A 21,991-nucleotide genomic window follows, 5' to 3' on the forward strand; every position below is an offset into this window, starting at 1 on the left:
CACAACATGGCTGAAAGCTTAATACTTGAAGGGCGAAGGGAAAGAACATTCCCTAGAACAGTTAAGCCTAGACCACAACGGTATGCTAAGAACAAAAATGCCGTTCACTCTTAAGTGAACGGCATTAAGACAACTGTCTGGCCTTTTTATTTGTACTAATTCATTGATGACGCTTATTTGGGCCTAGCCAATTTCGCCAAATTTTCCAAACGTTTTTTGACTTTAGGGGAAGCGCTACTCGCCACCATCAATAATGCTTGCGCCGTATTTTCAGATAGTGGTGGGCGAGCGACCGTTTCTTTTTCTTCTTTCATACCACGATTACGATAGAGCGCTGGGTTTATCTTGAGCTCAATGCTGATCAATTTGGCAAATCCTTGGTTGCGTAACTGATTCAAAATGTGTAATCGGTCATAATCAAGCTTCATTTTTATTGATGCACTGGCCACTTCAACGATTAAGTGACCACCGCGCACATTAGCGGCTCGGGCATGATCGGCCGTTCCTTTAGGAAGCAACTTATTGAGCACTTTATTTAAAGCGAGGATCTCGGTGGCATGTTGCTGTATTTTTTTCAGAGATGAATCGCTGATCAGCTCTTTCGTTAACGTGGGACGGTGATCGCGCATGGTGTCTCCCTCTTAAGTTGCCATTCAATTCTATTGTGGTGCCTATGATGCGTATAGTAATAAATCCATGTTATTGCTTAAACAGTGCTCAAAAAGCGTAAAAATATTAAGTGTGCTTCAAACAAATAGTTTTGCTATTGGTTGTTGCCGCAAAAATTCCTTACACTATGCGTTACATAATTATTTAATACCTTGAAAATAAACCTCACCGTCACAATATCTGTGATACATGATTTATCTCAGTATCCTTAGTTCAAAACTGGTAGAGACTGACGGCATTAAGAGTAGATCGAAAACGATCTAATAAAGAGAGATTCCTGACACATGATAACTAAGCTACTGACAAAGGTTATTGGCAGTCGCAATGACAGAACGCTGCGCCGCCTTAAAAAAATTGTCAAAGAGATCAACAACTACGAGCCTACTTTTGAAGCACTAACTGATGAAGAATTAAAAGCCAAAACGGTTGAGTTTCGTCAACGTTTAGAGCAAGGTGAAACCTTAGACCAATTACTTCCTGAAGCATTTGCCACCGTGCGTGAAGCGTCCAAGCGCGTATATGGTATGCGTCACTTCGACGTACAGTTGATCGGCGGTATGGTTCTCAACGCGGGTCAAATCGCAGAAATGCGCACTGGTGAAGGTAAAACGTTAACCGCGACTTTACCTGCGTATCTCAATGCCTTGCCTGGCAAAGGCGTGCACATTGTTACTGTCAACGATTATCTTGCTAAACGTGACGCAGAAACAAACCGCCCACTGTTTGAATTTTTAGGCATGACGGTCGGTATTAACGTACCCAATATGCCACCACAAGAGAAAAAACTTTCTTATCAAGCCGATATTCTTTACGGGACCAATAACGAGTTTGGTTTCGATTACTTACGCGACAACATGGCTTTCCGTAAAGAAGATCGTGTACAGCGTGAACGTTTCTTTGCCGTAGTCGATGAAGTGGACTCGATTCTTATTGATGAAGCGCGAACGCCGTTGATCATCTCAGGTCCTGCAGAAGATAGTTCTGAGTTGTACATCCGCATTAATACCCTCATTCCACTTCTGCAAAAGCAAGATAAAGAAGATTCTGAAGAGTATCGTGGTGATGGTCACTACACGGTTGACGAAAAATCAAAACAAGTTCATTTGACTGAAACGGGTCAAGAATTTGTTGAAGAGTTAATGGTGAAAAATGGTTTGATGGAAGAGGGCGATACTCTTTATTCACCCACGAACATTAGCTTACTTCACCACGTCAATGCCGCATTGCGTGCGCATGTGTTATTTGAGAAAAACGTTGATTACATCGTGACAGAAGAGGGCGAAGTGGTCATCGTTGATGAGCACACTGGCCGCACTATGCCAGGTCGTCGTTGGTCTGAAGGTTTACACCAAGCTGTCGAGGCGAAAGAAGGTGTTAAAATCCAAAACGAGAACCAGACTCTTGCGTCGATCACCTTCCAAAACTATTTCCGTTTATACGAAAAACTTTCTGGTATGACGGGCACTGCCGATACCGAAGCGTTCGAATTCCAATCGATTTACGGTTTGGAAACCGTGGTGATCCCAACCAATAAACCTATGGTTCGTGATGATATGCCTGATGTGGTGTATCGCACTGAAGCTGAAAAATTTGCGGCGATCATTGAAGACATCAAAGCGCGTGTTGCGAAAGGTCAGCCAACGCTAGTCGGTACGGTTTCGATTGAGAAATCTGAACTACTTTCTAATGCGTTGAAGCAAGCTAAAGTGAAACATAACGTGCTTAACGCGAAATTCCATGAAAAAGAAGCAGAAATTGTAGCGCAAGCGGGTATTCCGGGCGCGGTGACGATTGCGACTAACATGGCTGGTCGTGGTACTGATATTGTATTGGGCGGCAGCTGGCAGGCACAAATTGAGCAGCTAGAGAATCCAACACAAGAGCAGATCGATGAGATCAAAGCTAAGTGGAAAGAGGTTCATAACCAAGTGTTAGCCGCTGGTGGTCTGCACATTATTGGTACTGAACGTCACGAATCTCGTCGTATCGATAACCAGTTACGTGGTCGTTCTGGTCGTCAAGGGGATGCGGGTTCTTCACGTTTCTATCTATCGATGGAAGATTCACTGCTGCGTATCTTCACCTCAGATCGTATGGCAAGCCTTATCCAAAGTGGTATGGATGAAGGTGAAGCGATCGAAAGTAAGATGCTTTCTCGCTCGATTGAAAAAGCGCAACGTAAAGTCGAAGGACGTAACTTTGATATTCGTAAACAGCTTCTTGAATACGATGATGTTGCTAACGATCAACGTAAAGTAGTTTATGAGCTGCGTGATGAGCTCATGGAAGCAGACGATATCAGCGAAATGATTGAGCAGAATCGTCAAGATGTTCTGACTTCCGTTATTGACGAATACATACCGCCACAATCACTTGAGGATATGTGGGATGTTAAAGGATTGGAAGATCGTTTGAAAAACGATTTTGATTTAGAGCTGCCATTACAGCAATGGCTAGATGCTGATGATAAATTGTACGAAGAAGCGCTGCGCGAACGTATTCTTGAACAAGCGGTTAGTGTGTATCGTGAAAAAGAGAAAGCGGTTGGGGCTTCTGTTCTGCGTAATTTTGAAAAATCGGTCATGCTACAAACTCTGGATACCTTGTGGAAAGAGCATCTAGCGGCGATGGATCATTTGCGCCAAGGCATCCACCTACGTGGTTACGCGCAGAAAAACCCAAAACAAGAGTACAAGCGTGAGTCGTTTGAGCTGTTTGAAGAACTACTGAATTCTTTAAAAACCGATGTGATTACTATCTTGTCGAAGGTGCGCGTACAGCAGCAAGAAGAAGTTGAACGTATGGAAGCACAGCGTCAAGCGCAGGCGGAAGAAGCCGCGCGTCGCCAACAGTTCCAGCACCAAAGTGCCGATAGTTCGGTTGCAGATGAAGCTTCTGAAGATCAAGGACACCAGTCTATGGTTCGTGAAGAGCGCAAAGTTGGTCGTAATGAGCCTTGCCCTTGTGGTAGCGGTAAAAAGTACAAACAGTGCCACGGACAGATCAACTGATCCCTTAAATGATCACCCCAAGAGTCGCTTAGGCGACTCTTTTTTTAACTCAATATTTCTCATCTTTCTTTTCTAGGTTGGGAAGTCGGCGAATCGGAGTCTTTATGAAACGTGTTCATATTGTTGCGGCTATTATCTTCAATAGCGATAAATCAGAAATTTACATTACCAAACGACCAGATCATCTTCACAAAGGCGGTTTTTGGGAGTTCCCTGGCGGCAAAGTTGAAGCGGGAGAAACGATTGAACAAGCCATTTTCCGCGAGCTAGATGAAGAGATTGGTATTCATATTACTGAGCAATCTCCTTACCAATACCTTGAGTTTGACTATTCAGACAAGTCCTTAACTTTTGATTTTATTTGCGTGACACAATTTGATCATCAGCCGTATGGTAAAGAAGGGCAGCAAGGAGAATGGGTAGCGGTTTCTGAGTTGGCAAACTATTCATTTCCTGAAGCCAATGCGCCCATCGTCGAGCGCGTCATGAAAGAGTTTGCCTAAGTCGCTAGCCACCACAAGCAAATGTTGATAGTTTACAGAAACACCTTGAACGAAGAGAAACGATGCAAGCTTAAGCTGATGTCGTCACAATGGAGAATAACGCAATGGTGAGAATTGCGATTGCAGGAGCGGCGGGTCGAATGGGCCGCAATTTGGTGAAAGCCACTTATCAAAATAACCATGCTCGAGTGGGTGCGGGCTCAGAGCGTCCTGAGTCCTCGTTGGTTGGTGTTGATATCGGTGAGTTATGCGGTGAAGGGCGATTTGATATCGCGTTGGTGGATAACCTAGAGAATGCCGTAGATAACTTCGATGTCATCATTGATTTTACAGCTCCTGTGAGCACCTTAGCCAATATTGAGTTATGTAAAAAACACGGTAAGAAGCTAGTGATTGGCACAACGGGCTTTTCTGAAGCAGAAAGAGCACAAATCAATGCTGCCGCACAACAGATTGCGATTGTCATGGCTCCTAACTACAGCGTTGGGGTTAACCTTGTTTTCAAATTGCTTGAAAAAGCGGCTAAAGTGATGGGTGATTACTGTGATATTGAGATAATTGAAGCCCACCATCGTCATAAAGTGGATGCTCCGTCAGGAACCGCAATTGGCATGGGAGAGGCGATTGCTAATGCTATGGGCAACCAACTGAGTGACGTTGCCGTCTATGCGCGAGAAGGTATTACCGGTGAACGTACTAAAAATGAGATTGGTTTTGCTACGATTCGTGCTGGCGATATCGTGGGTGAGCATACCGCGATGTTCGCTGATATCGGTGAACGTGTAGAAATCACCCATAAAGCGACGGATCGTATGACTTTTGCCAATGGTGCAGTGAGAGCGGCGGTTTGGCTTGCTGATAAACCTGCGGGTTTTTATAGCATGACTGACGTGTTAGGTTTGAACGATCTTTGATTACATAATTATGCGTCAGTGTTTGCTGGCGCATCTTTGTTACACCTCTTTTTACCGATTTAATTATCTCTCTTTATTTTCACTTTACTGACTTACTTTTGTTGTATTTTTAGTTGGTATTGCTTTCTTTTTGTTTTAGATCTCTGAAATTGCACTTATTCTCTGCTTGATTAACGTTTGCGTGATTTTGTTTATCGTTGATTGTTTAAAATGCATCAAAGAGTTTCAGTTTGCTGATTCTAATTCCTCCATTCTCATTTTTTTACTCATCAAACCTATCTTTTTGCTGTCTTAGGTTCGATTTTTATCTCTAACGCTTTAAATGTTGCTTTAATTTATTATGAAATGTTGACAGTAATCATGGTGGTCATTAGAATACCGCCAATTTGTCTAAATCACCCTATGGCGCGACTCTATGGCCTTAAGGAAGACAGATTTGCAGTTTAATTTATATTTTTTGCATTTTTATTCTGGAGGTTGTCTTGAGTAAGTCAGCACTGTTAGTCCTAGAAGATGGGACGGTGTTCCACGGTGTATCCATTGGCGCTGATGGAATATCCGTTGGTGAAGTCGTCTTTAATACCTCGATGACGGGGTACCAAGAAATCCTCACTGATCCTTCCTATTCTCAACAAATCGTTACTCTTACTTACCCCCACATAGGCAATACCGGAACCAATTCCGAAGACGAAGAATCCTCTTCTATCCATGCACAAGGCCTTGTGATTCGCGATCTCCCTCTTATCGCTTCTAACTTCCGTAATCAACTTTCCCTTTCTGAGTACCTTAAATCACAAAATATCGTGGGCATTGCCGATATCGATACGCGAAAGCTAACGCGCATTTTGCGTGAAAAAGGAGCTCAGAATGGCTGCATTATGGCAGGTGACCATTTAGATGAAGCATTGGCTCTGGTAAAAGCCAAAGAGTTCCCCGGTTTAAAAGGAATGGATCTTGCGAAAGAAGTTACAACAAAAGAAGCGTACCAATGGAAACAAGGTTCGTGGACGCTCGAAGGTGGACTTCCTGAAGCGAAAGATGACAGCGAGTTGCCCTATCACGTTGTTGCCTACGATTTCGGCGCGAAGCGCAATATCCTCCGTATGTTGGTTGACCGAGGATGCCGCCTAACTGTGGTGCCAGCACAAACCTCGGCTGAAGAAGTTCTAGCGCTGAAACCTGATGGTGTCTTTTTATCAAATGGCCCTGGCGACCCAGAACCATGTACTTATGCGATTGAAGCAACCAAAGTGTTCTTAGAGAAAGGACTGCCTATTTTTGGCATCTGTTTAGGACATCAAATTTTGGCATTGGCGTCTGGTGCAGAAACAGTAAAAATGAAATTTGGCCACCATGGCGCGAACCATCCAGTGAAAGATTTGGATCGTAATGTGGTGATGATTACGGCACAAAACCACGGTTTTGCTGCTGATGAAGCAACGCTGCCTATCACACTTCGTGCAACGCACAAATCGCTATTTGATGGTTCACTACAAGGAATTCACCGCACCGATAAGCCAGCCTTTAGCTTTCAGGGACACCCTGAAGCGAGTCCTGGCCCGCACGATGCCGCCCCTTTGTTTGACCATTTTATTGAACTAATTAAAAAGCACACAGCGTAATTCGGAGTAGTAGACAATGCCAAAACGTACTGACATTAAAAGTATTCTAATTCTAGGTGCTGGCCCGATTGTAATCGGTCAGGCTTGTGAGTTTGACTACTCTGGCGCTCAAGCATGTAAAGCCCTGCGTGAAGAGGGTTACCGAGTGATTTTGGTTAACTCGAACCCTGCCACTATCATGACTGACCCAGAGATGGCTGATGCGACTTATATTGAGCCTATCCATTGGGAAGTAGTGCGTAAAATCATCGAAAAAGAGCGCCCAGACGCGGTATTACCGACCATGGGTGGCCAAACTGCATTGAACTGTGCACTTGAACTGGAAAAGCATGGTGTTCTGGCTGAGTTTGGCGTTGAGATGATTGGCGCAACGGCTGATGCGATTGATAAAGCGGAAGATCGTTCTCGCTTTGATAAAGCGATGAAGTCAATCGGTTTAGCTTGTCCTCGCGCTGATACGGCAAAAACGATGGAAGAAGCTTACCGCGTTCAAGAGATGGTGGGTTTCCCTTGCATTATTCGCCCTTCATTTACCATGGGGGGAACCGGCGGCGGTATCGCTTACAACAAAGAAGAGTTTGAAGAGATCTGCCGCCGTGGCCTTGATCTTTCGCCAACCAACGAGTTGTTGATTGATGAATCACTCATCGGTTGGAAAGAGTACGAAATGGAAGTGGTTCGCGATAAAGCGGACAACTGCATCATAGTCTGTGCGATTGAAAACTTTGACCCAATGGGTATTCACACGGGTGACTCGATCACGGTAGCTCCTGCGCAAACGCTAACTGACAAAGAATATCAGATCATGCGTAACGCATCGCTAGCCGTACTGCGTGAAATCGGTGTGGAAACGGGGGGTTCGAACGTACAGTTTGGTATCAACCCGAAAGATGGCCGCATGGTGATCATCGAGATGAACCCACGTGTTTCTCGCTCTTCGGCTCTTGCATCGAAAGCGACGGGTTTCCCTATTGCCAAAGTTGCGGCCAAATTGGCGGTAGGTTTCACACTTGATGAGTTAATGAACGACATTACTGGTGGTGCAACCCCAGCGTCGTTTGAACCAACTATTGATTATGTTGTGACGAAAATCCCTCGCTTTAACTTCGAAAAATTTGCCGGTGCTAACGATCGCTTAACCACGCAAATGAAGTCGGTGGGCGAAGTGATGGCGATTGGTCGTAACCAACAAGAATCGCTGCAAAAAGCACTGCGTGGGCTGGAAATTGGCGTAAACGGCCTAGACGAAATGGTTGATTTAGACGCGCCAGATGCACTGACTAAAATTCGCCATGAGCTGAAAGAAGCGGGTGCTGAGCGTATTTGGTATATCGCAGATGCTTTCCGCGCTGGTTTGTCAGTGGATGGGGTCTTCAACCTGACTAACGTTGATCGCTGGTTCTTGGTACAAATCGAAGAACTGGTCAAAATGGAACAAGAAGTCAAAGCGGGTGGTTTTGCTGGCTTAAATGCGGATGTTCTACGCAAGATGAAGCGCAAAGGTTTTGCGGATGCGCGTCTCTCTTCACTGCTTGGCGTGGCTGAAAGTGAAATTCGTCGTATGCGTGACCAATATAATATTCATCCGGTTTACAAGCGTGTCGATACTTGCGCGGCGGAGTTTTCGTCTGATACGGCTTACATGTACTCCTCTTATGATGACGAATGTGAAGCACAACCGACCGATAGAGACAAAATCATGGTGCTCGGCGGTGGTCCAAACCGTATTGGTCAAGGTATCGAGTTTGATTACTGTTGTGTTCATGCCTCACTCGCGCTACGCGAAGATGGTTATGAAACCATCATGGTTAACTGTAACCCTGAAACGGTTTCAACAGACTATGACACTTCCGATCGCCTCTATTTTGAACCAGTGACACTCGAAGATGTATTGGCGATTGTTCGTGTTGAAAAACCTAAAGGCGTCATCGTGCAATACGGTGGTCAAACACCACTGAAATTGGCTCGTGCACTTGAAGCTGCTGGAGTGCCTATCATTGGTACTAGCCCAGATGCGATTGACCGCGCCGAAGATCGTGAGCGTTTCCAACAAGCGGTTGATCGTTTAGGTCTGCTGCAGCCAGAAAACGCAACAGTGACCACAATGGAACAGGCGATTGAAAAATCGAAAGACATCGGCTTCCCGCTGGTGGTACGCCCGTCTTACGTTCTTGGTGGCCGCGCGATGGAAATCGTCTATGACGAACAAGATCTGCGTCGTTACTTTAACGAAGCGGTCAGTGTGTCTAACGAATCCCCAGTACTGCTTGATCGCTTCCTCGATGATGCAATTGAAGTCGATATCGATGCGATTTGTGATGGTGAGCGTGTCGTCATTGGCGGCATCATGGAGCACATCGAACAAGCGGGTGTTCACTCTGGTGACTCAGCTTGCTCTCTACCGGCTTACACGTTAAGCCAAGAAATCCAAGATGTGATGCGTGAACAAGTTGAGAAGCTGGCGTTTGAATTAGGCGTTCGTGGTTTGATGAACACGCAGTTTGCGGTTAAAGATAATCAAGTGTACCTGATTGAAGTTAACCCTCGTGCCGCTCGTACTGTACCGTTTGTGTCAAAAGCAACGGGCGCACCGCTTGCCAAAATTGCCGCGCGCGTGATGGCAGGGCAGTCTCTAGAGTCACAAGGCTTTACTAAAGAGATCATTCCTCCTTACTACTCAGTGAAAGAAGTGGTTCTGCCATTTAATAAATTCCCTGGTGTTGACCCACTGCTTGGCCCTGAAATGCGTTCAACGGGTGAAGTGATGGGTGTGGGTGCAACGTTTGCTGAAGCTTATGCAAAAGCGGAATTAGGTTGCGGTAATGTTTATCCTGAAGGTGGCCGAGCTCTGCTCTCTGTACGTGAAGGTGATAAACAGCGTGTGGTTGATTTAGCGTCGAAACTGGTGAAATTAGGTTATCAGCTTGATGCTACCCACGGTACAGCTGTAATTTTAGGTGAAGCCGGTATTAACCCACGTTTGGTGAATAAAGTGCATGAAGGTCGCCCTCATATTCTTGACCGTATTAAGAATAATGAATACACCTACATCATTAATACAGCCGAGGGGCGTCAAGCGATTGAAGATTCTAAAGTTCTTCGTCGTGGAGCATTAGCACAAAAAGTCAACTACACCACAACACTGAATGCTGCCTTTGCAACCTGTATGTCTCATACGGCCGATGCGAAGTCATCAGTTACGTCAGTGCAAGAGTTACACGCGCAAGTGAAAGCACACTTAGCATAAGCGTTAAAAAATAATAAATCAGTAGGTCTAAGACCTACATGACAACCTCATTGCCCGCTGAATTAAGCGGGCTTTTTTTATTCGGCCGAATTGAATCGTTTTACCAATGAAGAAGAGATTTGGCCTAGAGGATAGCTTTTTAATTGATGAAAAATGGGAATGGGTTGTTGTCTTGGCTTTCGCTGTTTTCACCTTTTAAGTGGTGCTATTGTTGGTTTTTATTGTTCAATGCGTTGATAAGAAATGGAACTTTCACTGGAAGTATTAGGCCTGTTGTTTTTGGTTGCAGGGATTGCAGGGTTCATTGATGCGATGGCTGGCGGTGGCGGTTTGCTTACTTTGCCGGCTTTGCTGGCAGTAGGCGTGCCACCGACTCAAGCGCTGGCTACCAATAAGCTACAAAGCTCATTTGGCAGTTTCTCCGCCACTTGGTATTTTGTACGCAATGGCATTGTGAACCTAAAAGAGATGAAGTTGGCGATAGCTTGTACTTTTATCGGCGCTGCGTGTGGGGCTGAACTTGTGCAGCATATGGATGCCAGTTTGTTGACCAGCTTAATCCCGCTGTTGCTGATCGGCATTTCACTTTATTTTCTACTTGCACCCGCGACGAAAACCCACAATGGGCCTGCTCCATTGTCTGAAACGGCTTTTGCTTTTACGGTCGGTTTTGGTATCGGCTTTTATGATGGTTTTTTCGGTCCGGGCACCGGGTCTATTTTTACGGTCTGTTTTGTCGTGTTAGGTCATTTTTCGTTGATTGAAGCGACTGCAAGAACCAAGGTTCTCAACTTCACTTCAAACATTGCTGCGCTGCTTTTTTTTGTTATTGCTGGCTTGCCGATTTGGAAGATAGGGCTGGTGATGGCCGTCGGTGGTTTTTTAGGGGCGAGAATGGGCGCAAAGATAGTGGTGACTAAAGGGCAGAAATGGATCCGCCCATTAGTTATTGTGATGTCGATGTTAATGGCAATAAAACTTCTTTGGCAACAGCATCAGCAATGGTTGTTATCAATCTTTTGACCCTTGGCGAGCGATAACTATTGCTGCGCAGACAGAGATGAACAGGTCGAACTAAAGATTGCAGTTCATCAAAATCAAAGTAATAGCGAGGTTCAATGTTCAGCGCTTTAATCACTGAAAGTGGTACTAAAGCAGGCGTCATGCCTCCTAATGCCAATTGTGCTGCGGCCGTATACGAATCCATTTCCATCTGCGGCGTGATGGAGAGTTTCGCCAATATATCGACTTGATAGGCGTTCGCTGGGTTGGATAAATCATTGGTAACGAGCTGTTTAGGTAACGAAGATAAGGGCGTTCGGCTGACAATGTAAAAGGGTTCATCTACCAGATGAAACGTCATTAGCCCATGATTAGCGGGTAAGTAGCCTGCGCAAAATCCTAATGTCGCTTTGCCTGATTGAACGTGCTGAACAATCCTCGGCGTATGGTTCGTGGTGATGGTGATGAACTTATCGTGCTTGAGGTACTGCCCCATGGTGGTATTAATATAGCCAGCGACTAACGTTTCTGAGCAGTCTATCCTGATCAGTGTGGCATCCGTAAAAGATTGCTGATCGAAAATTAAACCGCATAACTCACTAAAGCTTGGGCCAATAGTTTCAACCAAGGCCTGTGCATCTGTGGTTAATTTAATCTGTCGGCCATCAGGCTCAATCAGCTTTTTACCGACCCTTTTTTCTAAATTAGCAATCCGCTTACTAACGGCGGACTGGCTAATGTAGAGTAGGCTGCCCGTACGCCCCATGGTTTTTTCTTTGCTCAGCACCAGCAAAGTTTCGATACCTTCTAGCAACATAATTAATGACGATGAGGAATAGATTAGCTCATCTTATCGCAAAGCGACCATAACCCATAGCGTCTGTACATGTTACTGTTTGTGGTTTTGATGAGATCGGCTTTATTTATTCAGTGCAAAAGTGGGCAGTGATAAGTGCCAGCGGATCGCGCCAAGTCGAATGATCAAGGTTGAGGCGACTCCGGCCAGAAAGGCGCTTGAGCTATCGTAGTCCATCGCCAGTGCTGTGGTATGAAACAGACCGCCGATGATACAAGCTGTAGCATAGACTTCGCTGCGTAGCACCATTGGAATCTCACGGGCCAGTACATCACGAATAATACCGCCGCCACAGCCAGTAATAACGCCCATGATTACCGCAACCATGGCCGAGTCTTGATAGTTCATCGCCTTTTCAACACCAATGCCAACAAACACGGCTAAACCGATTGCATCACAAACGGGTAAGATCCACCAAGCAACGCGTTTAGGCCTGCGAACCAGCAGCATGGTGAGTAAACAAGTGATGAAAATGACCCAAAGATAAGTGGTGTCTTTTATCCAGAAAACTGGCGTCGCACCCAATGCCATATCACGAATTGTTCCACCGCCAATTGCAGTAACGCTCGCAAGCACGACCACGCCAAACGGGTCCATTTTTAATCGACCAGCTAATAATACGCCAGAAATGGCAAAGATAGCCGTACCAAATAAGTCAATAAGATAGAGCAGCATGGAGTCCATGTTACTGGGTTCTCTTTAGTCGTTAATGGAACAAAATTCGGGCAGGAATTGTACGAGATTTTATTACGCAAGCGTTAGCGTTTTTGGCGAACGACGGAAAAGTACTCACACACTTCTTCTATCGCTTGCAGTGTTCTGGGCGTTGGTCGATTTAACCAATCTGAGGTCAGTGCCCACACAAACCCGTTTTGTACAGCGGGTAGTTGCTGTTGCCACTTTTGCCACATCGTGCCATTTTTTATCGCATGTTCAGAGGTGAAAATTACATCAGGTTTAGCCAGCAGCACTTGCTCAATCCCAACTTGAGGGTAGGGGGATGCGCTGTTGGCAAAAATATTTTCGCCGCCACAAAATTCAAAGACCTCACTGGGCCAACTGCCTTTGGCCAGTGTGATGATCGGTTTTTCACTGAGTTGATAGAAATAACGAACTTTACTTTGGCTGCCATAACTCTGTTTCAGAGTGATGAGTGATTGACGAAAATCACGCGCCGCTTGCTGGCCGATACTCGGATCATCGGCAAATTGGCTAAGTGCTTCAATATTATTGGCAATGTCATCGAGTTTTTGAGTTTTTGTCGTATAAATCCTCAGCCCTAACTGCTCTAATTTATCGAGCTCCTTCGCCGGATTGCCCGCAGGCCAAGCAATCACTAAATCCGGTTTTAGGGTAAGAATGCGTTCTATATTCAACCCTTGGTAATTGGCCACTTTTTCGAGTTTGAGTGCTTGTGCTGGGTAGTCACTGTACTCGCTGACGGCCACCAATTTATCACCAAGGCCAGCCGAAAAGGCCAATTCCGTGGCATGAGGGGCTAAGCTAATGATGCGTTTAACTTGCGCTTGAACTGGAAAAGCTACGCACAGCGTGACGACAATATTGAGAAACAGTAAACGCATCTAAAATCCTTGATGGACGAGCAGCAGTATCGCGCTCTCTAATGCTATCCACGCGAAAATACGCCAAGCTAACAGTTTTTGGATTTGCGCAAGGTGGAAGGCTGATGGGGCGATACGTCCGCCTATTTTTACGCGCAGGGCTTTTTTATCACCGTAGATAGCTGGGCCACCTAAGGCCAGTGATAGTTTATTGCCGACGGCGGTTAACAGCCATGCAGGCCCCGGGAGTGGCCATAAGCGGCTTTGTTGTAACATGGCTGAGAAGGTGTTTGATGCGTTGCGACCAATGATAATCAATAGGCTAAATAGGCGCAGTGGCACAAAGTCAAGCACAGCCAGCAAGCGTACCGATGGAATACCAAAAGGATGAAACGCCGCTCGCGAAGGCGCCCAAGCTCTGGCGAGTTCAGCTATGAGACGGTACATCAACGCGCCAATACCGCCAAGACAGGCGTACCAAAACAGCACCGCGATCACGTTGCGCCCATAGCCAATAATGACGGTTTCAGCCCCCGCCTTACCTAACCCCAGCGCTGACAAGCTATCGGTTTCACGATTCACAAAAGGGGCAAGTACGCTGCGAGCGTATTTTTTGTCTTCTTTGCTGAGTGCACCGATAAGCTGATTGGCTAATAATTCTTGGCTACGCCAATCAAATGCGAGTAATAGTAGCGCTAAATCAAATAGTTGAGGTTGCCATACCAAAGGTTTTAACGCGACTAAGGTGACCCATGCGGGTAGACACATCAATAGCCAAGCCAGTGTGCCGGAAAGTAGGCTTTGTGAATAACTGCTACTGGTATTGACTTTATCCGCTAATATTTCCGCAAATTTTCGCCACAAAGTGACGGGATGAGCGTTACGTGGGATGGGTAAAATAAGATGAAAGGCAACCGCTCCCCACATAACGAGGAGCGTACCGTTGGCATACAAGTAGGTGATTAACTCGTCCATGTTGAGTCTGTCACTGCTTACTTAAGCAGTTCGACCATCTTAATCACCATTTCTGATGAGCTTTGTGCGGCAAGCGGTAAAAATTCATCAAAGGACATCGGAGACGCTTTATCGGCTACATCTGAAATGGCACGAACGACCACAAAAGGCACTTTGAATTGGTGGCAAGTTTGTGCAATTGCTGAAGCTTCCATCTCAACGGCAATCACGGTTGGGAAGTGTTGGCGAATAAAGCTTTGACGCTCAGCGGTACAAACGAAAGCATCCCCGGTACAAATCAGGCCGCGTACCGCGTGCTTATCTTTGATGTGTGTTAGTGCTTGTTCTGCAACGCGGATCAAAGCATCATCCGCTTTGAAAGCGGCTGGTTGACCTGCCATTTGCCCCATTTCATAGCCAAATGCTGTTACATCGGCATCATGGTGACGAACTTCGCTTGAAATGACTACATCACCCATGGTTAAGCTTGAATCAAAACCACCTGCAGAACCGGTGTTAATCACTACATCTGGTTGGTATTCATTAAGTAAAAGAGTGGTGCCAATGGCTGCGGCGACTTTACCAATGCCAGATTGTAGCAGCACCACATCCACCCCATGGATTTGACCTGAAAAATAGGTGCAGCCCGCTTTGCTGACTTCTTGAACATTGTCGATTGCGTCTTTTAATATCGCGACTTCTTGTTCCATCGCGCCAATAATGCCGATTTTCATGAGGTTTCTCTTATTCGGTTAATAGTAAATATCTGGTGAATATACCCTTCCTACTTGAAGCCGCAGCGGTGTTGGCTACGTTCGTTCACCCCAATCACATAGTTTGCCTATGCTCATGGGGACTCACTCACTTGCCGTCTACCTGCAACTCCAAGTTGTTTGGGTATAGCAAAATTGGCCGAAGTTTAGCACGAAACTTTCCGCCAGTGCGATATTGAGCAACTATTCAATCAAGCCTGCTTTGGTGAGGTTTTCTCGCAGTGTTTCTGCTCGCTTACGATTGACGCCCATATCTGAATAACCAATGCGCGATTCAGATCGTACGATTAAACGTCCGTTCTCTATCTTAAGTTCAATATCATCCACAAATCGCCAAATACGACTGGTGCATTCAATGCGGAGATAATTGTCCTCTTTCACCGCCGTTTTAGAGCGGGGAATAGAAAGCGCAACCGCTTCAATTTTATCTAAAGAGACGCCTGTTTTGAGGATAAAGGGAGAGAGCGAGAACGCGTTACGCTCATCTTGAGTTGAAACGCAATTCGGTTTATTTCCGCAAGGGGTCGCAGTGCGATCGGTCATAGTTGTCACTCCTTGGCTGCAAGCGGTTAGTGTGGCAAACATCAGTAAACTTAGTACTACGCGCATGATAGTCCTTATCAAATGAATCCTCATTACCAATCGCCAAAATACAAGCGAGCTGCAGTGTCGATGGCTGAAGGAAAATGGCCTAAGAAAAAAGGATTCACGTCACCATGAATCCTTCAAGGATATTAAGCAGTTAAGGCTTAAAGACCTAAGTAGTCAAGTATTCCTTCTGCGGCTTTGCGCCCTTCGTCAATCGCCGTGACGACCAGATCGGAGCCGCGCACGGCATCCCCACCAGCAAAAATTTTTTCATTACTGGTTTGGTACTGGAACGATTGCTGCGACGCGGCCTTAATGCGTCCCCATTGATCAAGTTCAACACCGAATGGCTCAAGCCATGGCATGGCATGTGGCTGAAAACCAAACGCCATAATGACGGCGTCGGCTGCCAACACATGTTCGCTACCCGCGACGGGCTCGGGCTTGCGACGCCCAGCAGCGTCAGGCTCCCCCAAAGCGGTTTGCACCACTTTAACGCCAATCACTTGGCCTTGTTCATTGACCTCAATGGCGAGCGGTTGCAGGTTGAACATAAATTCTACGCCTTCTTCTTTGGCATTTTTCACTTCTCGGCGCGAACCCGGCATGTTCTCTTCATCGCGTCGGTAGGCACAAATCACTTTGGCGGCATGTTGGCGAATGGAAGTACGCACGCAATCCATCGCAGTGTCTCCGCCTCCAAGTACCACGACTTTTTTGCCCGCCATATCAATAAATGGTTGGGGTGATTCCAAACCCATCACTTTATAAGTATTTGACACTAAGAAGGGTAGAGCATCGTAAACACCGTTTGCTTCTTCATTTTCTAGCCCTGCGCGCATGTTTTGGTAAGTCCCGACACCGAGAAAAACGGCATCATATTCATTAAGCAGCGTTTGCAGTGTGATGTCTTTACCTACTTCGATGTTGAGCTGAAATTCGACGCCCATCTCACTGAAAATACGGCGGCGGTTTTCCATTACGCCTTTTTCAAGTTTGAAAGAGGGAATACCAAAGGTTAGCAAACCACCAATTTCAGGATAGCGATCAAACACCACGGGCTTTACTCCGTTGCGCACTAAAATATCGGCTGCGGCTAGGCCAGCTGGGCCTGCACCAATGATCGCCACTTTCTTATCCGTCCACTCCACGTGTGACATGTCTGGTTTCCAGCCCATCTCAAACGCTTTGTCGTTAATGTATTTTTCGATGTTACCTATGGTGACCGCACCAAAGTCATTGTTTAGGGTACAAGAGCCTTCACAGAGGCGATCTTGTGGGCAGACTCGCCCACACACTTCGGGCAAGCTGTTGGTTTGGTGCGATAGTTCAGCGGCTTCAATAATGCGCCCTTCGTTGGCCAGTTTTAGCCATTGCGGAATGTAGTTGTGTACTGGGCATTTCCATTCGCAGTAAGGGTTGCCGCAATCTAAGCAGCGATCCGCTTGAGCGGTCGCTTGCTGTTTGGTAAAGGGTTCGTAGATTTCGACGAACTCGATTTTGCGAATAGTGAGCGGCTTTTTTGCCGGATCAACTCGATTCACATCAATAAATTGGTATACGTTCTGGCTCATTAATCTGGCTCCTTCCAATTATTGCGCTTGAACGCGAAGTTCGGCGGCACTGCGGCTTTGATGGCCGAGTAGGGTTTGCAGATCCGCCGCTTGGGGTTTGATGAGATAGAACTTTGGAATCCATTCATCAAAGTTCGCTAAGATCTGTTCAGCATGCACCGACCCCGTCTCTTCCAAATGCTCGGCAATTAAACCACGTAAATGTTCTTGGTGAATGTAGAGATCTTGCAATGAAATAGCCTCTACTGATTCACTATTGACTCGACCTTGGAAATCACCGTTTTCATCCATCACGTAAGCAAAGCCGCCCGTCATACCCGCGCCAAAGTTAACGCCTGTTGCACCCAAAATGGCGACGATTCCGCCTGTCATGTATTCGCAAGCGTTATCACCAGCGCCTTCGATAACTGTGATAGTGCCAGAGTTACGCACACCAAAACGCTCTCCCGCTTTGCCAGCCGCAAACAGCTTGCCGCCCGTTGCGCCATATAAACAGGTGTTGCCGATGATCGTAGCGTCGTTGCAGTTAAAAGCGGTACCAAGGTGGGGTTTGATGACCAGCTTTCCGCCTGCCATCCCTTTACCAACATAGTCATTGGCATCGCCAGTAAGGTAAAGCTCAACACCACCCGCGTTCCATACACCAAATGACTGACCTGCTGTGCCATCGAGATAAATTTTAATCGGCGAGGCGGCCACGCCTTGGTTACCATAACGTTTGGCGATTTCACCAGATAGGCGAGCACCGAGCGAGCGATCAGTATTTTGTACGTTGTAATACAAGCAGATCGATTGTTGTGCTTCAACTGCCGCTAAAGCGTCATCGACAAATTGTTGGTTAAGTTGTCCTTTATCAAACGGTGTATTGGGTTGAGTCCAGTAAAGCGGATGACCCTGAGCCGATACTGGCGCTTCCAATAAACCGGATAAGTCCAATTTGCTTTGCTTAGCGGTCATCCCTTCAAGTACTTCTAGTAAATCGGTGCGGCCAATCAGATCGGTGAGCTTTTCAACGCCCAACTGCGCCAAGTAACCACGGACCTCGTCGGCAAGACCGATGAAATAGTTCATCACCATCTCAGGTAAGCCTTTGAAATACTCTTTACGCAGCGTTTCATCTTGCGTTGCTACGCCCGTCGCACAGTTATTAAGGTGGCAAATCCGTAAGAATTTACAGCCCATCGCGACCATAGGAGCTGTGCCAAAACCGAAGCTTTCGGCACCTAAAATCGCTCCTTTAATCACGTCCAGTCCTGTTTTTAGACCACCGTCAACTTGAAGTCGAATTTTGTGGCGCAGGCCGTTTGCGACTAACGCTTGTTGGGTTTCAGCAAGGCCGAGTTCCCAAGGGCTACCAGCGTATTTTACCGAGGTGAGTGGGCTAGCCGCTGTACCGCCGTCATAACCGGAAATAGTGATAAGGTCGGCGTAGGCTTTGGCAACGCCAGTGGCAATGGTACCAACGCCCGGCTCTGAAACTAATTTGACCGAAACCAAAGCTTTTGGGTTAACTTGTTTGAGATCGAAAATCAGCTGGGCTAAATCTTCAATCGAATAAATATCGTGGTGCGGCGGTGGCGAAATTAAGGTTACGCCTTGTACTGAATAGCGCAACTTGGCAATTTCTGCGGTCACTTTATGGCCGGGAAGTTGGCCACCTTCACCCGGCTTCGCTCCTTGCGCCACTTTAATTTGCAGCACGTCAGCATTGGTGAGGTAATGCGGAGTCACGCCAAAACGCCCTGATGCGACCTGCTTAATACGGGAGTTACGTTCAGTGCCAAAACGGCGTGGATCTTCCCCACCTTCACCAGAGTTGGAGTAGCCACCTAAGCGGTTCATTGCGGTCGCTAACGCTTCATGAGCTTCTGGGCTTAAGGCGCCAATCGACATCGCCGCAGAATCAAAACGTTTAAATAGCTCCGTACTGGGTTCGATTTTTTCCAGTGCTAGCGGTGTCGCTGATTTTTTTAAGCGCAGTAAATCGCGTAGCATCGCGACGGGGCGTGCGTTGACCTGCTGGGCAAAGCTTTGGTAATCGGCGCTTTCACCTGATTTAACTGCGGCTTGTAAGGTACCAACCACATCTGGGTTATAGGCATGGTATTCACCACCATGCACGTATTTTAATAAGCCACCTTGTTCGAGCGTTTTACGTTTGGTCCACGCTTTGCGCGCTAAATTAAATAGATCTTGTTGGAAGTCTTCGAAGTTAGCACCTTGAATACGCGTGGTGACGCCTTTAAAACACAACTGAACTACGTCGCTATGTAGGCCAACCGCTTCAAACAGCTGCGAGCAGCGATAAGAGGCAACGGTTGAAATGCCCATTTTCGACATGATTTTCAATAAACCTTTGTCGATACCGTACCGGTAGTTTTGCATCACCTCGCGATAGCTTTTTTCCAACGTGCCATCATCAATCATTTTGCCGAGCGTTTCGTAGGCCAAGTAAGGGTAGACGGCGGTTGCGCCAAAGCCGATTAAGACCGCAAATTGATGAGGGTCACGTGCGGTGGCGGTTTCGATAATGATGTTTGCATCGCAGCGTAAATTGGCTTCGACTAAGCGAGTGTGTACTGCGCCCACGGCCATTGCCGCTGGGATCGGCAGTTTATCCTTATGCAAAGCGCGGTCAGACAATACGATCAATACCGATCCTTGGCGTACGGCCTCCTCTGCTTGTTGGCAAAGTTCGAGCAAAGCTTGCTTGAGATCCTTATGCTGTGGATCGTAATTGATGTCTAAAATGGTATTGCGATAGTGTTTGTCGCTGAGCTCCAATAGCTGTTGCATGTCGGAATAGAGCAAGATAGGTGAATCAAAGGTAACACGATAAGCGTGACCATCGGTTTCACAGAACACGTTCATCTCTTGGCCGATGCTGGTGGCCAGTGACATCACGTGCTTTTCACGTAGTGGATCGATAGGCGGGTTCGTAACTTGGGCAAATTTTTGGCGGAAATAATCGGTAACCAAACGCTCTTTCGAAGAGAGCACCGCCATCGGCGTATCATCACCCATTGATCCCACCGCTTCTTGGCCTACATCTCCCAGTACGCTCAGTACTTGATCAATCTCTTCGTTGCTCATTGCAAACTGTTTTTGATAGGTTTTCAGCTCGTCATTGTTAAAGCTGCGCTCGCCCACCAAGTCGTCACTGAGTTCAGAAAATGGCGTTAATCGGTGGACGTTATTTTTCATCCACTCGCCATAAGGGTGGCGGCTTTTGAGATCGTTATCAATTTCACTAGATTGCCACAATTTCCCATGGCGGGTGTCGATCACCAGCAGTTCACCGGGCCCAACGCGGCCTTTTTCAGCCACTTCATCGGGCGCGTAATCCCAAATTCCGACTTCAGAGGCGAGGGTGATGAGTTTATCTTTGGTGATCACATAACGCGCAGGGCGAAGGCCATTGCGATCAAGGTTACAAGCAGCATAACGGCCATCCGATAACACAATGCCAGCCGGGCCATCCCATGGCTCCATGTGTTTTGAGTTAAAGTCGTAAAAGGCACGAAGGTCTGGGTCCATATCAGGGTGATTTTGCCACGCCGGCGGTACTAACATACGCATGGCACGGAAAATATCCATTCCCCCCGCTAAAAACAGATCGAGCATGTTGTCTAAGCTTGATGAATCGGAACCTGTTTCATTGACAAATGGCGCGGCGGTTTGCAGATCCGGTAGTAGGGGAGAGGCAAATTTGTAAGCCCGTGCTCGCGCCCATTGACGGTTCCCTTCGATAGTATTGATTTCACCATTGTGCGCTAAGTAGCGGAACGGCTGTGCCAGTGGCCAACGTGGCTGAGTATTGGTTGAAAAGCGCTGGTGGAACAAGCAAATGGCTGATTCCATCCGTAGATCAGCTAGGTCAAGATAAAAGCGCGGTAAGTCAGCAGGCATGCACAAGCCTTTGTAAACAATGACTTGAGTCGATAGTGAGCAAATATAGAAATCACGATCTTCGGTGATCTGTTTTTCAATGCGACGGCGAGCAATGTAAAGGCGTCGTTCAATGTCTCGTTCACGCCAACCAGCGGGAGCACTAATAAAGACTTGTTGAATATCAGGCACGGATTCGGCAGCAATAGGGCCAAGTACAGCTTGGTTCGTTGGTACGGTTCGCCAACCTGTCACTGTGAGTGTTTCTTGCGCCAGTTCTTTGTTGATAATATCGCGCGCTGATTGCGCTTTGACCGGATCTTGGCTGAAGAAAATCATACCAATCGCATACTGTTTGGCGAGCTTCCAGCCTTTTTCTTCAGCGATGAGTCGTAGGTAACTATCTGGTTTTTGTAGTAATAGACCACAGCCATCACCGGTTTTACCATCGGCTGCGATGCCGCCACGGTGGGTCATACGATCTAATGCTGAAATCGCGGTTCTGACTAATTTATGGCTGGTTTGGCCTTCCATGTGGGCGATCAAACCAAATCCACAGTTGTCTTTCTCTAAACTTGGATCATATAGAGCCATTGCAATTCTCCCTTTGCTTCTCTGTCATCCAGACAGTAAATGACTAACTATTCTATTTTTGTTGTTTTAAGTGGGTAATTATGCGTTCATTCTCAATTTAAATTTTAACAAAAATGATTATTTTAATTTTCACTGACTTCACAACCTATAGCTTATGGTGCAAAAGGTCAAGTTGTTGGTGAAAAATCATGTTGCAATGGGATTTACCACCTAATCATCTAGATTAATATAATA

General features: G+C 46.5%; 15 protein-coding genes. 6 read left to right on the forward strand and 9 right to left on the reverse strand.

Going from position 1 to position 21,991, the window contains the following annotated elements; genetic code table 11:
* Positions 1 to 173: 173 nt before the first annotated feature.
* On the reverse strand, positions 174 to 629 hold the full coding sequence (locus tag AACQ75_RS02470) for a DUF721 domain-containing protein (RefSeq protein WP_170889427.1): 456 nt from the start codon (positions 627 to 629) through the stop codon (positions 174 to 176).
* 324 nt (positions 630 to 953) lie between these two features.
* Here AACQ75_RS02470 and secA point away from each other — a divergent pair, with 324 nt between their 5' ends.
* The 6 genes from secA (at position 954) to AACQ75_RS02500 (ending at position 10,989) form a co-directional block, all read left to right on the forward strand.
* Entirely contained in the window at positions 954 to 3,680 is a 2,727-nt protein-coding gene (gene secA, locus AACQ75_RS02475; protein ID WP_170889428.1) for a preprotein translocase subunit SecA, read from the forward strand.
* A gap of 104 nt (positions 3,681 to 3,784) precedes the next feature.
* A complete protein-coding gene (gene mutT / locus AACQ75_RS02480) occupies positions 3,785 to 4,183 on the forward strand; it encodes an 8-oxo-dGTP diphosphatase MutT (RefSeq protein WP_026027953.1) in 399 nt (132 codons plus the stop codon).
* Between the two features lie 104 nt (positions 4,184 to 4,287).
* Positions 4,288 to 5,097, forward strand: coding sequence for a 4-hydroxy-tetrahydrodipicolinate reductase (gene dapB, locus AACQ75_RS02485; RefSeq protein WP_026027267.1), 810 nt, complete (start codon positions 4,288 to 4,290; stop codon positions 5,095 to 5,097).
* A 482-nt stretch (positions 5,098 to 5,579) separates the two neighbouring features.
* Positions 5,580 to 6,719 carry a glutamine-hydrolyzing carbamoyl-phosphate synthase small subunit gene (carA, locus tag AACQ75_RS02490; RefSeq protein ID WP_170889429.1) on the forward strand — a complete coding sequence of 380 codons (1,140 nt, stop codon included), beginning with the start codon at positions 5,580 to 5,582 and terminating at the stop codon, positions 6,717 to 6,719.
* 16 nt (positions 6,720 to 6,735) lie between these two features.
* Complete coding sequence (gene carB, locus AACQ75_RS02495) at positions 6,736 to 9,966, forward strand: carbamoyl-phosphate synthase large subunit (RefSeq protein ID WP_017046523.1); 3,231 nt, start codon at positions 6,736 to 6,738, stop codon at positions 9,964 to 9,966.
* 243 nt (positions 9,967 to 10,209) lie between these two features.
* The gene (locus AACQ75_RS02500; protein ID WP_017047462.1) at positions 10,210 to 10,989 is read left to right on the forward strand and encodes a TSUP family transporter; all 780 of its coding nucleotides are present in this window, start codon (positions 10,210 to 10,212) and stop codon (positions 10,987 to 10,989) included.
* On the opposite strand, the gene AACQ75_RS02505 is transcribed toward AACQ75_RS02500, so the two are convergent.
* The 8 genes from AACQ75_RS02505 to gltB all read right to left on the reverse strand — a co-directional run bounded on the left by AACQ75_RS02505 (position 10,913) and on the right by gltB (position 21,757).
* On the reverse strand, positions 10,913 to 11,785 hold the full coding sequence (locus tag AACQ75_RS02505; protein ID WP_170889430.1) for a LysR family transcriptional regulator: 873 nt from the start codon (positions 11,783 to 11,785) through the stop codon (positions 10,913 to 10,915). The genes AACQ75_RS02500 and AACQ75_RS02505 overlap by 77 nt on opposite strands.
* A 102-nt stretch (positions 11,786 to 11,887) precedes the next feature.
* Positions 11,888 to 12,508, reverse strand: a complete 621-nt coding sequence (locus AACQ75_RS02510; protein ID WP_017046526.1) for a TRIC cation channel family protein — start codon at positions 12,506 to 12,508, stop codon at positions 11,888 to 11,890.
* 74 nt (positions 12,509 to 12,582) lie between these two features.
* Entirely contained in the window at positions 12,583 to 13,407 is an 825-nt protein-coding gene (btuF, locus tag AACQ75_RS02515; protein WP_017046527.1) for a vitamin B12 ABC transporter substrate-binding protein BtuF, read from the reverse strand.
* Entirely contained in the window at positions 13,408 to 14,361 is a 954-nt protein-coding gene (locus tag AACQ75_RS02520; protein WP_094163208.1) for a cobalamin biosynthesis family protein, read from the reverse strand.
* Positions 14,362 to 14,378: 17 nt separating this feature from the next.
* Entirely contained in the window at positions 14,379 to 15,074 is a 696-nt protein-coding gene (gene mtnN / locus AACQ75_RS02525) for a 5'-methylthioadenosine/S-adenosylhomocysteine nucleosidase (RefSeq protein ID WP_013856098.1), read from the reverse strand.
* A gap of 222 nt (positions 15,075 to 15,296) precedes the next feature.
* Positions 15,297 to 15,722 carry a DUF1499 domain-containing protein gene (locus AACQ75_RS02530; protein WP_170889431.1) on the reverse strand — a complete coding sequence of 142 codons (426 nt, stop codon included), beginning with the start codon at positions 15,720 to 15,722 and terminating at the stop codon, positions 15,297 to 15,299.
* A gap of 140 nt (positions 15,723 to 15,862) precedes the next feature.
* Positions 15,863 to 17,275 carry an FAD-dependent oxidoreductase gene (locus tag AACQ75_RS02535; protein WP_170889432.1) on the reverse strand — a complete coding sequence of 471 codons (1,413 nt, stop codon included), beginning with the start codon at positions 17,273 to 17,275 and terminating at the stop codon, positions 15,863 to 15,865.
* Between the two features lie 18 nt (positions 17,276 to 17,293).
* On the reverse strand, positions 17,294 to 21,757 hold the full coding sequence (gene gltB, locus AACQ75_RS02540; protein WP_170889433.1) for a glutamate synthase large subunit: 4,464 nt from the start codon (positions 21,755 to 21,757) through the stop codon (positions 17,294 to 17,296).
* Between the last annotated feature and the right edge of the window lie 234 nt (positions 21,758 to 21,991).

Source organism: Vibrio sp. B1-2 (genome assembly GCF_963888445.1).
In the GTDB taxonomy this organism is placed as follows: domain Bacteria; phylum Pseudomonadota; class Gammaproteobacteria; order Enterobacterales; family Vibrionaceae; genus Vibrio; species Vibrio anguillarum.

Coding starts and splice junctions, on each gene's coding strand:
- gltB (WP_170889433.1), bottom strand. CDS start 21,757: ATGGCTCTATATGATCCAAGTTTAGAGAAAGACAACTGTGGATTTGGT.
- AACQ75_RS02510 (WP_017046526.1), bottom strand. CDS start 12,508: ATGGACTCCATGCTGCTCTATCTTATTGACTTATTTGGTACGGCTATC.
- AACQ75_RS02520 (WP_094163208.1), bottom strand. CDS start 14,361: ATGGACGAGTTAATCACCTACTTGTATGCCAACGGTACGCTCCTCGTT.
- dapB (WP_026027267.1), top strand. CDS start 4,288: ATGGTGAGAATTGCGATTGCAGGAGCGGCGGGTCGAATGGGCCGCAAT.
- carB (WP_017046523.1), top strand. CDS start 6,736: ATGCCAAAACGTACTGACATTAAAAGTATTCTAATTCTAGGTGCTGGC.
- AACQ75_RS02470 (WP_170889427.1), bottom strand. CDS start 629: ATGCGCGATCACCGTCCCACGTTAACGAAAGAGCTGATCAGCGATTCA.
- AACQ75_RS02505 (WP_170889430.1), bottom strand. CDS start 11,785: ATGTTGCTAGAAGGTATCGAAACTTTGCTGGTGCTGAGCAAAGAAAAA.
- secA (WP_170889428.1), top strand. CDS start 954: ATGATAACTAAGCTACTGACAAAGGTTATTGGCAGTCGCAATGACAGA.
- mtnN (WP_013856098.1), bottom strand. CDS start 15,074: ATGAAAATCGGCATTATTGGCGCGATGGAACAAGAAGTCGCGATATTA.
- btuF (WP_017046527.1), bottom strand. CDS start 13,407: ATGCGTTTACTGTTTCTCAATATTGTCGTCACGCTGTGCGTAGCTTTT.
- mutT (WP_026027953.1), top strand. CDS start 3,785: ATGAAACGTGTTCATATTGTTGCGGCTATTATCTTCAATAGCGATAAA.
- AACQ75_RS02535 (WP_170889432.1), bottom strand. CDS start 17,275: ATGAGCCAGAACGTATACCAATTTATTGATGTGAATCGAGTTGATCCG.
- AACQ75_RS02530 (WP_170889431.1), bottom strand. CDS start 15,722: ATGCGCGTAGTACTAAGTTTACTGATGTTTGCCACACTAACCGCTTGC.
- AACQ75_RS02500 (WP_017047462.1), top strand. CDS start 10,210: ATGGAACTTTCACTGGAAGTATTAGGCCTGTTGTTTTTGGTTGCAGGG.